Here is a 13,947-nt window from a genome sequence, read left to right as displayed (position 1 = left end):
ATGAAAATCAGTGATTTAGGAACAATTTTGAATGGCATTTCGAAAATTCACGGTGATGAATCTAGAAAAGTCACGATTGATGCAATCCAATACGAAAAAGGTAAAACGCTGCATGTGTCTACGTCAACGGATTCTGTAGACGTAATAGCGAGCGTCATGATAGACATCAAAAACGAGGAGGACAAATAAATGTCAATTGAATTTAAACCAACAATCAAATCGATCAATATAGCAAGCGAGGATTTGACCAAGATTACTTTAGAGGTGAAGAACGGCTCTTTGGATGGTCAATACGAGGATTTAAGAAAATTATCAGGAAAAACGGTAGTTGTGGCCATGTTGCCTGATCATTATTCTTACACTCAGAAATTTGATCGCAGTACAAATAAACCAGTTCAGGAATGGATCGTCAATCCTGATGGCACTGCAGAAATGAAGGAAACAGAGCAAACTCAATTAGATGTTGATGGAAAAGGCAACATTGATATTCGAGAAATTGAGAAGAAAGTTGATAAAGATTTGATTGATGAATACATCATGAAATCTAATTCGATTGAATTTCCGGGAATCATTAATCCTCGTGATGTCATCTCTCGGTTAGACCAAGGAGACGATTTAGGAGAAGTAGCTGATGCTTATGAAATGTCTGACGCCGCTCTATTGGCTGAGATCGAAAAAGCTCGTAAGTATTTTGCACCGTTTGCTGATGCATGGAATAAAGTTCGAGATGAAGTTGTCTTTCAGGATGCAGATGAAACTGACTCGGAGGTTGATGATGATTCCGATTCGAAAGAAAGCGATAGTGAAGACCCAAAACAAGAAATGAATAATCTGTCGGAAGAAATCCAAAATGTCTCAGAAGACGAAATAGATGCTAATGAAGAGACTCCGGGAGTTGATGTTGAAGCTGAGGGTGATTTACTTGGACAATCAGATCCTTACGGAAATGAACCGCCAGAAAATGAAGATTCTGAATCTGATGATCAAACGGATGATGCAGATCCGGAAGATGATCCCTATAAATAAAGAGGATCGCGTTTTGATTTTAGAAAACGCAAAGTGGATTTGGTCCAAAGAGGAAATAGAGCGTGCTATATCGCTCTTTTCCTTGGGATTGACTCCTAGTAGAGTTGCAGAGGTCATGGATCAAAAATACATTGATACAGGCTTGCTGTATCTCCATTTACTGGATAGCGGAAAAATAAAAATGGAGTGATCCAATGTATCGCATATATCACGATAAGATTGCAGCAATCGTAGCAGACGAAGATAGAAAACTGTTCTGCTATACCAGCATTGAAAAAGCAAAGCAAGTAGCTAAGAGTATTGAATCGAAAACGAGTTATCGAACAGCGTTGAATCAGCGAGAAGAGTTTCTACTCGAAGTTGGATATAAGAAAGAGAAATTTATTAGATAGTCCGCTAACTGGGGCATTAGCAGAGGAAAGGATGACTGTGATGATTAAAGGCAAGAGCAAATTTGATTCAGAAATATTCCACGGCGATTGGACTAATTGGGGTGGATTCAGCAAACAAAAATATACCAAAGAAGAAGCAATCGAAGCATGGCGTAAAGAAATGTTTGGTCTTGATAAAAATGTCCCATGTGTTGTTGAAGATGCTTTTGTTAGATATCGTGTGGGTCAAAATGAAGACCACGAACCATGTGCATGTTGGTGGCTCGAATGGGAAGATTACGGAAGTAAATCTGTTCCTGCTTGGTCAATACGGGAAGCAAGAGATTATGAATTAGTAGGTTAACGGAAGACTTAGAGGAGGAAAAAATGAAGACATTAAAAATTGAAATGACTAGACGAGATAAAGTAAAAGTGGAACTTGATGAATCATATTTTACCGATGAATGGTTTGAAGAATTTAGAGAGTTTTTCTATGACTTTTATGATTTGGAACAGTTAGCCGAACATATCGCTTACAACATTGTCCATAACAATGCGACGTTTATTGAAGGCGTAGGCACACCTCTCAGAGATGGTGAAAAGCCGTATTGGTTGAGCGAGTCAGAGGAGAAACAACTTAATAAGCATGTGAACGTCATTTTTAATCCGTATGACACTGATGTTGAATATGAATAGTTCGGCAAACGACCACTATCAAGGAGGAAAAATAATGAAATATAGAAAGAAACCAGTAGTAATCGAAGCGTTTCAGTATGACGGAGATTTGATTTATTCCGATGGCACACCTTATGCACCAGATTGGGCAATGGAAGCAAACGAGAACGGCGTGTTCGTTTGGGAAGGGCAAGGAGACTTATATATCAAAACGCTCGAAGGAAACATGCTAGTAACACCCGGAGATTATGTGATCAAAGGAGTACAAGGTGAGCTGTACCCATGTAAGCCTGATATTTTTGAAGCAACCTATGAAGCAGTGGAGGACAGCGAATGATTGCAACAACCATAATTTATACCATAGTCGGCTTCATAATAGCTGCTCTGGGATACACCTTATTTAATGCCAGCGAAAGAAGCGAAAAAGGTTGGCGAGTATTTGGGGCTATTCTGTTTGTTATAGGAGCTTTGATAATTTTTGGAGCAGAATTGAATCTCTACTTCAATGGAACGCAGGAAGAATTAATCAAGTGGATGTTTTGGATGAAAGATTAGTTCCGTTAACCACGCCTATCACGTACGAACTATTTAAAGATGCGGTCAGAAAAATGAATTCTAAATATAAGGGGGCGTACAAAGTACCTACCCTTGGTGGGCTTCAAGAAATTACTGATATCACATAGAGAAAGGAAATTGAAATGAAAAAAAGTGAATTCTTAAAAAAACTAGATAAAGCAATAGAAAATGGTTGGGGGATTAAGGTCTATATCGAAATGCCAGACTTGGCCAAACCCGAAATCATTTGTAATCCTCCCGAGAACGTTGAAAAAAAGCGATCATATTACAATGTCACCTATAACAATGATATGGAACTGGAGTCATTCACTCAGATAAAAATTGTTGATGTTAACTTTTTATATCTTAAGTAGGAGGAATCAAATGTTTAATTACGATGATTTTGCTGTATATATAGTAAAAATGCAGAAGGCATTAATGAGGCAGGGACAAGATAGACAAGAAGCATTCAACAACGCTTTAGCAGTTTGGTCATTCGCAAGTTTAATAAAAAATCAGAAAGGACAAAGTGATGGGGAAAACTAAATCAAAGATTAAGAAGAAAAAGCGTCGGTTGCAGCAAAAAGCAGAAGCAAATGGGACGGCCAAAAAGAAACGAGGTCAAAGGTAATTCATGGATACAATAGATGAAATAAACTCGTTGATTGCTAAGTATAATTTTCCATTAGAGGTATTACAAGATGTAAATCATCGTTTGGAGTGCTGTAAAGATGATTTCTATGTAAAACAACAACTGAGATATTTGAATAATTTAGTTAATGCAGGTCTTGTAAGTGAAAAATAAAAAAGCCGGATTCCTCCGGCTGATACTAATTATTCGCATTTTTAGTATATCATAAGGGGGAATCGCGGTCATGGTACTTTTCGATGTTAGCAAATATGAGGTCCCAGATCCAAAAAGTGTAGACATAGAAAAAACAAAATATAACGTGGGTGTATTTTTATCAGCCTATCTGCCAGCAAGAAGCCGTGTCGGGCAACCAAGGGAACCCAAAGTGACAAGCAGCTTTTCGCTCATTCCTCCTAGCACAGCAAACACAAACCAAGGTGAAGCTGAGGAAATTCTCATTCAAAACGAAGAGGCCAAAGAGGAATTTGACTATTTGCACAATCTATTTGAAAAAGGGTTTTCCGTTATCCAGCATCCATTCAAGCCAGAGATAACTACCAGACGAAAAAGAATCTTTTACGATCGTTATATCTTGGGAAATTCAATTTATGTTACAGCACAACGTTTACACATCAGCGAAGATTTAGTATCCCAAGAGTCCACGAAATCAATTATTCAATTTGCCTCAGCACTAGAATTGTTGAAATTCCGGTAAAACATCGGGACTTTGTCGTGAAAAACTACTGATCATATGCTGATAAAACGAGTTATTATGATAGTGTCAAAAAGTTAGTTAATCCGGACAACAACTTGACTACAAACTAAAAACTTATGTAGTTGTCCGATTAATTGGCGGCACGCAAAAAAATAAATGATGAATGGAGTTGAAAAGCTCCATTTCTTTTAAAGTTCACGTGCCGTCTTTATGTCACTGTGGCGGAAGGATTAACGCATAGGTAGCCAATGCTAAAAACGTAGGGCGTTGGAGCTTATTAAGGGATTGACAGGTGACGACTCTTTCCCGATGAGCAAGGTTTGATTCCTTGCCAGTGACTTAGGTGTTTCACCACCGTTAAGCGTGAACGAATGATGCAGCAACCGAGCATTCCCATCTGCCAGGCATGGAGTAACAGTGGGTTCCATAATGGAGTAAGGTTGCTTAATACATATTTGGTTAGATGGTCGGAGTTAGTAATTAAACTAATTCCACGATGACTGGGATAGAATCGGTAACCCTGTCTATCCAATACATATGCAAGATCGCTTCGGTGGTCTTTTTATTTTGGCCGAAAACCTACATTTTCGATGGCCGATTATTGGAGGAAAAATAATTATGGACGATGAATTAATTAGTGAAGCTAGAAAGATAGCAATTGACTTTAACGGGGTTGAACAAAAATTAAAGCCAGTTCATTTACAACACAGAATGCGAATTGGAATTAACAGAGCAACAAAGCTATATGAGCAGTTAAAGAATGAAGGCTTAGTTTAGCAGTCTCCTCGTGAGGCTGTTTTTATTTTGCGTACAAAAATAGACCGCTGTTTCCGCAGCGATCTATCCGTGGAACGTAAACAATTTATTAATGTTGACACAGGAAAATTATATCATTGTAACGCTTACACGACAATTGGAAAAGGAATATACAAATGAGAAACTATTGGTATGTATCATTAAACAATAAATACCCGCTGCCGATGAAAGGACAGCATAAACGTGTAGTGATGTCTATTCAAATGAAGGCGAAGTATTCGGTTGTAGAAATGACCAGGGAAGCAACGCCAGTAGAGGTTGATCAGTGCAAGATGGTCTATTGTGGGTTTGGTTATTGGAAAGAGGATCATATCCAAGAGAACATCAGGAAATACATATAGAGAGGTGGTGGCGTTGATGTGGCAAACTTAACCACAAGACAAAAAGCTTTTGCAGATGAATATATTATTAATGGTGGTAATGCCACACAAGCCGCCATCAAAGCTGGATACAGCAAAAAAACTGCCGAAGCAACAGCAAGTCGACTGTTAAGAAATGTTAAGGTCGTGGAATATATCGCTAACAAGGTAGCTCCTGTCATTGAAAAGCGAAATACGGATGTACAAGAACAATTGAATAGTCTTTTGGATATATACGACGGGAAAACGATGATCAGCCGTAGCAAACAAATAGACCACTTAGAGGGCGATAAAATCGTTAAAGATATGACGTACGAATACACCCCAGATTTAGAGAATAGATTAAAAGCAATTGATCTATTTTTGAAGTATGCTAGTCCGTTGTTAAAAGCGCAGCTTGAAAAAGCTCAAGCAGAAGCAGCGATTCTTCGAGACAAAGCTAATAAATTGTCAGAAGATGCTCAACAAAATGAGTTGCTTGATGCTTTAGTGAATCTTCCAATTGAGGAGAGTGATATAGATGTCGATAGCATTTAGCCCAAAACAGGTGGATAACATCGGATCTGATATCACTGGAGTTGAATTTGAATTGAACGAGGGTACGATCCGATCGGGTAAAACCATGAGTGATATTTTCAAGATGGCTCGTATCTATGCCAAGTCACCAGACAGAGATCATCTAGTATTAGCTTATAACCAAGAGCAGGCTTATCGAATGTTCATTGATGGCGAAGGATTCGGTTTGATGAATATATTCAAAAATAATTCAGAAATTCGGCATAACGAAAATGGTGATCACCTTTGGATTAACTTTGGTAAAGGAAATGAAAAACGAATTTACTATAAAGGTGGAGGGAAAGTAAATGCTGTCGGTAGTATAACTGGTATGTCTTTTGGAACCGTCACTTTTTTAGAGTTTAATTTATTAAACAAAGAAGTGATAGCCGAATCATTCAGGCGAACACTGGCCAGCAAGATGCGGTTTCATTTGGGTGAACAAAACCCACCAGCTCCCAATCATCCGAATTTAGAACTATTGAACCAGTTCGAGAAAACAAACACTTATAGATTCAGACATTGGCGTCCAACTGATAACCCCATATTAACTGGCGAACGTTTAAAGATGTGGAAACAACAATGCGAAACGTCTGATTATCTACTTAAGCGGGATTGGAGAGGCGAACGAGTCATGCCAGAAGGTGTCATCTACTCAATGTTTGATACAGATAAGCATATGAAGAATGCAATTAAAGGCAGACCGATTGAAACGTTCTTTGTTGCTGATGGAGGTCAATCAGATGCTACGACCTGTACTTTCTGTTTAGTGACGTTTGATAGAGGACAGTATTATTTATATCAACTAGCGAACTATTACCACAGTGGAGCAGATACAGGCGTTGTGAAGGCTATGAGCACCTATGCAAAGGATATCAAACTGTTTAAAGAATGGTGTTACTCAAAATGGAACTATCCGCATTATAATTATTTCTTTGTCGATCCAGCTTGTAAGACTTTAAGAGAAGAACTACATCTTATTGGAATTATGACAGATGCTGCAGACAATAACTCCCGTGACAAGATTAGTAGTAACGGTATGAGAATAGAAGTTGGAATCGAGCGAGTGCAGAATCTTTTGACAAAAGAGGTTCTATTTTTATATACCGGCCAAAATGAATACGATTTTTATAATGCAATTAAAGAAATAGGTATGTACGTTAGAAAAGATAACGGGTTGCCTATAGATAAATACAATCACTATCTCGATACATTGAGATATGCAGGAAACTACTTCACGAAAACATATCTCATCTAGGAGGTGGAGGAATGTTCGAAAGATTAAAGACTTTATTCAGAATTGGAGGTGCAAAAGTGGGAGTTGTACAAACGTTAAATGATATTACTGATCATCCTAGAATATCTGTAAACGCTAATGAGTTTGACCGTATTCGTGATAATAAACGAATTTATAAAAATGCATTTCCTAATGTGGAATATATCAACAGCGACGGACTATCTAAAAGCCGTCCATTTCACTCGTTAAACGTTTCTAAAGTCGTCGCAAGGAAACTATCGAAATTAGTTTTTAACGATGGTTGTGACATTAGCGGGGACAATGAGGATGCAGATAAATTTCTTCAAGAAGTATTCAACGATAATAAATTTAGAAAGAACTTTGGGGAAGAGTTAGAAGCTGGGTACGCTATCGGTGGTTTGGCTTTGCGTCCATATGTTGATACGAATACCGGGAAAATAAGGATTTCGTATTGTCGAGCTGACACCTTCTATCCCTTGGAATCGAACACGAATGATATTTCAGAGGCGGCAATCGCTACTGTTACTCAACAAACAGAAGGTCAAAAGACCGTATATTATACGTTGTTAGAATTTCATGAGTGGGAAGATGGTACCTATTGGATTCGCAACGAGTTGTATCGATCAGATGAACAAAATCAAGTAGGCGTTAAGATATCCCTGAAATCATTAGACAAATACAAAGACTTGCAGGAAGAGGTAGCAATGCCTGGCTTTAGTCGACCACTTTTTGTTTATATTAAACTCGCAGGTAAGAATAACTTTGACCTTAACAGCCCGTTAAGTCTGGGTGTCATCGACAACGCAAAACGCCAATTAATTGATATTAACGAAAAGTATGACGAATTCATGTGGGAAATTGAGGAAGCGAAACGAAAGATACTCGCTTCTGATCATTTCTTTAAAGTTCGCTATGACGAAAAGGGAAACCCTGTTAAGCGTTTCGATAGTAAAACAGGAGTATTTCAACGGTTGAAATCGGATGAACCATTTATTGACGAATTCTCACCGTCATTACGGTCGACTGAGTTTATTGCAAGTATAAATTTCATTCTTCGTATCATTGAGTTGCAGACGGGCTTTTCAAGCGGGACATTTAGTTTTGATGGTCAGTCAGTTAAAACAGCGACGGAGATCATAAGTGAGAACTCTGAGACGTTCTCTACTCGTTCAGACAACGTTTTGATCGTTGAGGAAGCATTGAAGGAATTGATTACAACTATCTTCGAGTTAGCAGATGCCTATGGATTATACAGTGGCGCGGCTGAAGTCGGAGTAAATATCGATTTCGATGACGGTGTTTTTCAATCTCAAGATGAGAAAGCCGATTATTATTCAAAATTAATTACTGCTGGTTTAACATCCAAACTGAATGCTATTCAAAAATTAACTGGTGTTACAGAGAAAGAAGCAATAAAGCTCGTTTATGATATTCGTGCGGAAAATCTAGAAATGGATTATTCAAGACAAGAAGAAGTTTCAGCGAGTAAGCAGCTAGGAGATGAAGAATAATGTCAGACCAATTACTTGAGTGTGGTAAATGTGGACAATTAACACGGCTCATTCGCAGAACAGAGAAAATAGGCAATGGAGTTTTTCATGAATTTGCTGAGTGTGAAAAATGTCAGGGCAATACGACGATTTTTTATTCTGACAAAGAAATCCGATCTCTGCTAGTTAAGCAGCAAAATACGAAGCCAGGGAAGTATCGGACAAAACTTGCTGCTGAGATTCAAAATAAAATGAATCGATTGAGGCAGGAAATGGAGTGATAGCATGATCACACCTCATCAATTAGATTTATGGTCTAGCAACATGGCACACCTCTATCAGTCGTTAGAGGGAGAACTGATACGTCTAATCGCAAAGCGTTTGAATTCAGGTCATGAAAATATTCTGGATTGGCAACGTGAAAAGCTTCAAGAACTGCATCTTTTCAATAAGGATGCAATCAAGGCCATTTCTCAAATTACCGGAATTGCCGAATCAGAAATAAAACGAATGTTCGAGGGTTCGGGAGAGAAAATTGTCAAAGATGTTGATGGTCAGCTGCCTTATGAACCATTACCATTTCCGAGTGATCTTGACAACATAATGAAGGCTTACCACGACCAAGTTTGGAGCGATATCAACAATTACGTGAATCAAACACTATTATCAACAAACTTTGGATACGGAACTGCTACGACTAAAATGTACAACGATATAGTGAACAAGACGACTGCTGCATTTAACAGCGGTCTTTTTACATTTGAGGAGGCACTCGAAAGAACAATTCAAGAATGGGCACAAAAAGGAATTCGATCAGCGTTCGTTGATAAAGGCGGGCATTCGTGGAGCCTAGAACGATATGTTAGAACGGTTTTAAAGTCCACGCTTGGAAATACGTATGACAAGTTAAGAAAAGACCGTATGAGCGAATATGGCGTGCATACGGTGCTCGTAACAAGTCACATGGGTGCACGACAAGCTTGTTCGAGAATTCAAGGCCACGTCGTTGATTTAAGAGAGTCTTTGCCCAGTGGGAGTGAATACAAGAGTATTTACGATCCTTATTGGCAAGCAGAGTACGGAACACCAGGAGGGCACCGGGGAGTTAATTGCAATCATTTACACATTCCCTTTATTCCAGGAGTAAATGAGAATAATCAGCCCCGCTATGATGCGAAAGAAAACGAGAAAGTTGCTGAATTAATGAAACGTCAGCGCAACCTAGAAAGACAAATCGTTAAGTTCAAAAAGAATCAAATGGTTTCAGAAGCATTAGGGCACACTGATAATGCGAAAACGTGGGGGCAAAAAGTCAGAGGATCTCAGGCCAAGATGAGAGAGCTTATTGCATCTAATGAGTATCTAAGCCGAAATTATCCACGAGAGAAAGTTTACACGCCTATAAACACATTGCTCAAAGATTTCAGGTACGACGATTTTTAATGTTTTATTAGACCTGCTCGGATGTCTCTAAAAGACGGCTCAAAGTGGGAGTTGCCACTCTAAAAACACTTAGGAGGAAAGCAATATGAATAAAGAAGATTTAATTGCATTAGGAATTGAGGAAGATGTTGCTAAAAGCGTGATGGCATTGCATGGAAAGACGGTCACAAATTTGAATGCGAAGGTAGCTACCGCAGAAAGTGAACGTGACAATGCTAAACAAGAATTAGCGACGAATCAAACAGAATTGAATGCTTTGAAAGAGTCAGCTCAAGGAAATGATGATTTAACTCAAAAATTAGCCGATTTGCAAATAAAATTTGACGAAGCGAAAACCAATTCTGAGAAACAACTATCGGAACAACAAAAGGACTTTGCTATCAAATTGGCCCTTAATGAAGCGCAAGCACTAGATAACGATATCGTTCTAGGTCAGTTAGATAAAGAGACGATCAAAGTAGTCGATGGCAAGTTACAAGGGTTTGAAGAGCAACTGAACGGATTAAAAGAAAACAAAGCATTCTTGTTTCAAAATAGCGACCCAAACCCTGATCCCGAACCAAATCCAAAACCGCAAATCGTTCCTGGTGGCAATCCTTCGGGCAGTCAGAGCGGTGGCAAAACGATTGTACAAAAAATTCAAGAAAGATTAGGTGAATAAATATGGCTTTAGTATTAGATAGTAAAGATTTAGCAACGATTGATAAAGAGTTTCGCGCAGATTCACAGGTATGGGATGTCTTAACTCAAGGAGCAAAAAGTATTACTGCTGCCGATTTTGTGGGAGCAAATGAAGTACGTATCAACAAAATGTCCGGGTTTATGGAAGCGACTGAGTATATTCGTAATGGTGAAAATGCTCGTAACCAGATTAGCATTGCTAAGGAAACGATCAAATTAACACATGAAGACTGGTTTGGTTATGATGTTGACCAATTGGATCAATCAGAAAGCGCAGCATTGACAATCAATAACGTTGTGACAGAACACAAGCGCTTGATCACGGTACCACATCGGGACAAAGTGGCGGTTCAAGTAATGTTTGACAATGCTGGTAATAAAGTTAACGAAACATTAACAGAAGATACGATCCTAGCTGCTTATGATGCCGCAGAAGAATATATGACGGATAATGAAGTTCCAGGCGGATACGTGATGTTTGTTTCTGCAGCAACATATCGCTTGTTGAAAAATGCAAAAGGCGTAAGCAAAACATTCTCTACTAACCAAATGCAAGTCAATGGAATCAACCGTACAGTTGCTCAAATTGATGGTGGAGTACCTATCCTAAAAGTTGCCAAAAACCGCATTAACGGAATTGGCATCAAAGATACAATCAACTTCATTATTACTCCGTTAACTGCAATTGCTCCAATTGTTAAATTTGGTACTGTTGACACAGTTCCAGCTTCACAAGACCGAAGCGGATACCGTGACACTATCAAAGGTTTGGACTACTACGATGCAATTGTATTTGATAATGCTAAGAAAGCAATTTACGTTTCATACGCCCCAAAAGCGTAGACCCATCCGGCGTAACCTTAAATAAAACAACGGCTACGCTTGCGGTGGGAGCCACAGAAACATTATCTGCTACTGTAGCGCCAGAAACGGCAACCGACAAATCGATTCAATTTACTTCAAGTAATGAAACGATCGCAACAGTAACACCTGTTCAAGGGAAAGTGACAGGAGTCAAAGCGGGCACTGCAACAATCACAGCGACAACCACAAATGGAAAAACAGCTACTTGTGAAATCACAGTAACTGCACCAAGCGAAGGATAGTTTAGTAGCTATCCTTTTTTAATTGAAAGGAGGCAACTATGAGCTATCTAACATTTGATGAGTTCAAATCAATTACCGGGAAAACCGATGATTATAAAAAGACATTCGAACAGTTTTACTCAAAAGCTGCATCAGTGATCGATAATATCACAAATCGATTTTATCAGATGAATAAGATCGATGAAGATTCGGTCGCTTTTCGGGTTAATCAGTTCAAATTAGCTCTATGCAGCCAAATTGAATACTTTGGCGAGCTTGGAGCAGATACTTTCGAGAGTATTAACAAAGCACCACAGACGTTCTCGGCTGGTCGTACTAGCGTTTCAAACGGGAGTAGATACAACTCGTCCGGAGCAAATGAGAGTAAATCATTAGTAGCCGAGGACATCTACATTTATTTGGAGGGCACGGGTTTGCTTTATCGAGGTGTTGACTCATGTTAATGCCAAAGCCACCTAAAGAGTTTCTTGTGGATTCATTCATCTATAAAGAATATCTAGGTGAAGGCGATTGGAACAAGCCCATTTATGCAGAAGAGAAGGAGATTTCTTTTTGCCGAATTGATCGTGGCAGCCAGTATACTTTTTCAACTAACGGAAAACAACTACTCTATAATGCAGTGATCTTCTGTTATACAGGATTGACCGATCCAATACTCGATTTTAAAGCACAATCATTGGTTATTTATGATGGAATAGAACACACGATAACTAAGGTTGACCGAGTTGCTGAAGCCTATACAGACGGATACATACTCGTATGAGTTAGAGGTGGTCTAATGGGTGTAGAAGTAAATATAAAAGGCGTCCGTGCAAAAGTTAGTCCTGAAGCAATGAAACGTGGAAGGTATGCAATGGGAAATCAAGCAATGGCTGATATGAATCAGTTTGTACCTAGAAAAAGCAACACTCTTCGAACAACCGCACATCTAAAAAATGACGGGAGCGCAATTCTATACGAAACGAAGTACGCAAAACGACAATTTTATTTGAGAGGCAAGAAATATTCCACTCCAGGGACAGGCCCACGCTGGGATTTAAAAGCGAAGAGTTTATATGGACAGTCGTGGAAAAGAGCATTTCTGAAAGGAGCTGGTGTTAACTAATGGATTTCATTAATCGTATTAAAGAGTCAATTAATTCTATTGATGGGCTACCAATCAAAATCCGAAAAGGATACCTTTCTGCAGATGAAAGCCTAGTAATTTATCCATTGCCTGGTGGTCAGGTGATAACTGAGTTTTATGATGGTATCAAGGACCAACAACTGAATTATGAAATTGCAATGAAGTCAAAAGATGGTGATAAAATTGAAAAAGTTTTGTGGCTAATCTCAGATTATTTGGAGCAATTAGAAGAATTAAAGAGTCAAAATGAAACATTTGAATTTAATGGTTTAACGATAACGAGCAAGCCGTTCATCAATGATGCTGATGAACAAGGTTGGTTCGTTTTTTTGTTGGACTTTCAAGCAAAACTAACAACCTTCAAGGGGGAAAAATAATGCTATTAAAAATGAATTTACAAACTTTTGCTCGTAACAAGAATGCGAAACGTGAACACTATTTAGCTGAATACACACCAGGTCAAGAAGCAGCACCGTTAGCTGACGGAGAGAACTGGCTGAGATTAGCAAAGTACATCAGTTCAATTGGGGATGATACTGACGAACAAACAGATGACACAGGGTTCTACGACGGTGACGGCACGCCAGAAACAACCGTAACGGCCGTATCAGGCGCTTACAGTCCAGAGGGTTCTTATGATCCAGAAGACAAAGCGCAAGCTTTAGTTGCCTCTAAAAAGTACAAAATTGGAGAAGGACGCAAAGTGTGGCATAAAGTCGTAATGACGAATGGTGACACATATATTGGACGCGCTACTTTGACCGACATTATCGCTGGCGCTGGTGACGCAACAGAGTACGAAGATTTTAGCTGCACAATCACCTATGATCGTATCCCAGATGTAACGCCAAAAAAATAGCTCCCGATGCTCCAACTATTGAAGTAACGGCCGGTGACGGAAAGGTAAGTTACAAGCTTACTGATCCGTCCGGTGCGTCGGATATTACTGGCTATAAAATATTGTACAGAACTGGATCAGCTGCTTTCGTTGAAAAAGAAGTATCCGCAAAAACTGGTGATATTAATAGTTTAACGAATGGTTCAGAATATGAATTTAAAGCGCAGGCTAAAAATGAAATGGGTTATGGAAAAGAGAGTGCAGTCGTTAAGGCGACACCAAAAACAGCTTAGGGAGGATCA

General features: G+C 39.0%; 26 protein-coding genes and 1 pseudogene. All 27 read left to right on the top strand.

All coding sequences use genetic code 11. The features are described from left to right. The gene (locus tag I585_RS05805) at positions 1-189 is read left to right on the top strand and encodes a hypothetical protein (protein WP_010743320.1); all 189 of its coding nucleotides are present in this window, start codon (positions 1-3) and stop codon (positions 187-189) included. Next, positions 190-1,026 carry a hypothetical protein gene (locus I585_RS05800; protein ID WP_010743321.1) on the top strand — a complete coding sequence of 279 codons (837 nt, stop codon included), beginning with the start codon at positions 190-192 and terminating at the stop codon, positions 1,024-1,026. It abuts the gene before it with no gap. 194 nt (positions 1,027-1,220) lie between these two features. Beyond that, a complete protein-coding gene (locus I585_RS05790; RefSeq protein ID WP_010743322.1) occupies positions 1,221-1,418 on the top strand; it encodes a hypothetical protein in 198 nt (65 codons plus the stop codon). Between the two features lie 40 nt (positions 1,419-1,458). Further along, positions 1,459-1,761 carry an NUDIX hydrolase gene (locus tag I585_RS05785; RefSeq protein ID WP_445013155.1) on the top strand — a complete coding sequence of 101 codons (303 nt, stop codon included), beginning with the start codon at positions 1,459-1,461 and terminating at the stop codon, positions 1,759-1,761. 23 nt (positions 1,762-1,784) lie between these two features. Further along, positions 1,785-2,093 carry a hypothetical protein gene (locus I585_RS05780; RefSeq protein WP_010743324.1) on the top strand — a complete coding sequence of 103 codons (309 nt, stop codon included), beginning with the start codon at positions 1,785-1,787 and terminating at the stop codon, positions 2,091-2,093. A gap of 34 nt (positions 2,094-2,127) precedes the next feature. Next, on the top strand, positions 2,128-2,409 hold the full coding sequence (locus I585_RS05775; RefSeq protein ID WP_010739657.1) for a hypothetical protein: 282 nt from the start codon (positions 2,128-2,130) through the stop codon (positions 2,407-2,409). Beyond that, positions 2,406-2,627 (top strand): hypothetical protein, encoded by a 222-nt coding sequence (locus I585_RS05770; RefSeq protein ID WP_010739656.1) that lies wholly within the window; start codon positions 2,406-2,408, stop codon positions 2,625-2,627. The genes I585_RS05775 and I585_RS05770 overlap by 4 nt, the downstream gene beginning before the upstream one ends. Before the next feature lie 143 nt (positions 2,628-2,770). Next, positions 2,771-3,001, top strand: a complete 231-nt coding sequence (locus tag I585_RS05765; protein WP_010742530.1) for a hypothetical protein — start codon at positions 2,771-2,773, stop codon at positions 2,999-3,001. 10 nt (positions 3,002-3,011) lie between these two features. Next, entirely contained in the window at positions 3,012-3,173 is a 162-nt protein-coding gene (locus tag I585_RS23180; RefSeq protein ID WP_010742529.1) for a hypothetical protein, read from the top strand. An 88-nt stretch (positions 3,174-3,261) separates the two neighbouring features. Then, a complete protein-coding gene (locus I585_RS23935; protein ID WP_010742527.1) occupies positions 3,262-3,432 on the top strand; it encodes a DUF6877 family protein in 171 nt (56 codons plus the stop codon). 70 nt (positions 3,433-3,502) lie between these two features. Beyond that, the gene (locus I585_RS05760; RefSeq protein ID WP_010742526.1) at positions 3,503-3,973 is read left to right on the top strand and encodes an ArpU family phage packaging/lysis transcriptional regulator; all 471 of its coding nucleotides are present in this window, start codon (positions 3,503-3,505) and stop codon (positions 3,971-3,973) included. A gap of 618 nt (positions 3,974-4,591) precedes the next feature. Beyond that, positions 4,592-4,750 carry a hypothetical protein gene (locus tag I585_RS23175; protein ID WP_010743339.1) on the top strand — a complete coding sequence of 53 codons (159 nt, stop codon included), beginning with the start codon at positions 4,592-4,594 and terminating at the stop codon, positions 4,748-4,750. A 155-nt stretch (positions 4,751-4,905) separates the two neighbouring features. After that, positions 4,906-5,130, top strand: coding sequence for a hypothetical protein (locus I585_RS05755; RefSeq protein ID WP_010743338.1), 225 nt, complete (start codon positions 4,906-4,908; stop codon positions 5,128-5,130). 18 nt (positions 5,131-5,148) lie between these two features. Further along, positions 5,149-5,685: a terminase small subunit gene (locus tag I585_RS05750; RefSeq protein ID WP_010743337.1), complete on the top strand. Its 537-nt coding sequence runs from the start codon at positions 5,149-5,151 to the stop codon at positions 5,683-5,685. Then, positions 5,669-6,961 (top strand): PBSX family phage terminase large subunit, encoded by a 1,293-nt coding sequence (locus I585_RS05745; RefSeq protein WP_010743336.1) that lies wholly within the window; start codon positions 5,669-5,671, stop codon positions 6,959-6,961. The genes I585_RS05750 and I585_RS05745 overlap by 17 nt, the downstream gene beginning before the upstream one ends. Positions 6,962-6,972: 11 nt before the next feature. After that, on the top strand, positions 6,973-8,472 hold the full coding sequence (locus tag I585_RS05740) for a phage portal protein (RefSeq protein ID WP_010743335.1): 1,500 nt from the start codon (positions 6,973-6,975) through the stop codon (positions 8,470-8,472). Next, positions 8,472-8,732, top strand: a complete 261-nt coding sequence (locus I585_RS05735; protein WP_010743334.1) for a hypothetical protein — start codon at positions 8,472-8,474, stop codon at positions 8,730-8,732. Before I585_RS05740 ends, I585_RS05735 begins: the two co-directional genes overlap by 1 nt. Positions 8,733-8,736: 4 nt before the next feature. Then, positions 8,737-9,894, top strand: a complete 1,158-nt coding sequence (locus I585_RS05730) for a phage minor capsid protein (RefSeq protein WP_010743333.1) — start codon at positions 8,737-8,739, stop codon at positions 9,892-9,894. 85 nt (positions 9,895-9,979) lie between these two features. Next, positions 9,980-10,555 (top strand): phage scaffolding protein, encoded by a 576-nt coding sequence (locus I585_RS05725; protein ID WP_010743332.1) that lies wholly within the window; start codon positions 9,980-9,982, stop codon positions 10,553-10,555. Positions 10,556-10,557: 2 nt separating this feature from the next. Further along, positions 10,558-11,418: a hypothetical protein gene (locus tag I585_RS05720; protein ID WP_010743331.1), complete on the top strand. Its 861-nt coding sequence runs from the start codon at positions 10,558-10,560 to the stop codon at positions 11,416-11,418. 44 nt (positions 11,419-11,462) lie between these two features. Then, positions 11,463-11,681, top strand: a complete 219-nt coding sequence (locus I585_RS05715) for an Ig-like domain-containing protein (protein WP_034708405.1) — start codon at positions 11,463-11,465, stop codon at positions 11,679-11,681. Between the two features lie 38 nt (positions 11,682-11,719). Further along, a complete protein-coding gene (locus I585_RS05710; protein ID WP_010743330.1) occupies positions 11,720-12,124 on the top strand; it encodes a head-tail connector protein in 405 nt (134 codons plus the stop codon). Further along, a pseudogene (locus tag I585_RS05705) lies at positions 12,118-12,460 on the top strand (putative minor capsid protein). Before I585_RS05710 ends, I585_RS05705 begins: the two are co-directional and overlap by 7 nt. Then, positions 12,460-12,786: a minor capsid protein gene (locus I585_RS05700; RefSeq protein ID WP_010743328.1), complete on the top strand. Its 327-nt coding sequence runs from the start codon at positions 12,460-12,462 to the stop codon at positions 12,784-12,786. Before I585_RS05705 ends, I585_RS05700 begins: the two are co-directional and overlap by 1 nt. Then, positions 12,786-13,184: a minor capsid protein gene (locus I585_RS05695; protein WP_010743327.1), complete on the top strand. Its 399-nt coding sequence runs from the start codon at positions 12,786-12,788 to the stop codon at positions 13,182-13,184. The genes I585_RS05700 and I585_RS05695 overlap by 1 nt, the downstream gene beginning before the upstream one ends. Next, positions 13,184-13,666 carry a phage tail tube protein gene (locus I585_RS05690; protein ID WP_010743326.1) on the top strand — a complete coding sequence of 161 codons (483 nt, stop codon included), beginning with the start codon at positions 13,184-13,186 and terminating at the stop codon, positions 13,664-13,666. The genes I585_RS05695 and I585_RS05690 overlap by 1 nt, the downstream gene beginning before the upstream one ends. Continuing rightward, positions 13,663-13,938 (top strand): fibronectin type III domain-containing protein, encoded by a 276-nt coding sequence (locus I585_RS22850; RefSeq protein ID WP_081631799.1) that lies wholly within the window; start codon positions 13,663-13,665, stop codon positions 13,936-13,938. Before I585_RS05690 ends, I585_RS22850 begins: the two co-directional genes overlap by 4 nt. The last annotated feature ends 9 nt before the right edge of the window (positions 13,939-13,947 follow it).

The organism is Enterococcus malodoratus ATCC 43197 (genome assembly GCF_000407185.1).
In the GTDB taxonomy this organism is placed as follows: domain Bacteria; phylum Bacillota; class Bacilli; order Lactobacillales; family Enterococcaceae; genus Enterococcus_A; species Enterococcus_A malodoratus.
Note: the sequence above shows the minus strand (reverse complement) of the source record. Positions and strands in the feature narration are given on the sequence as shown.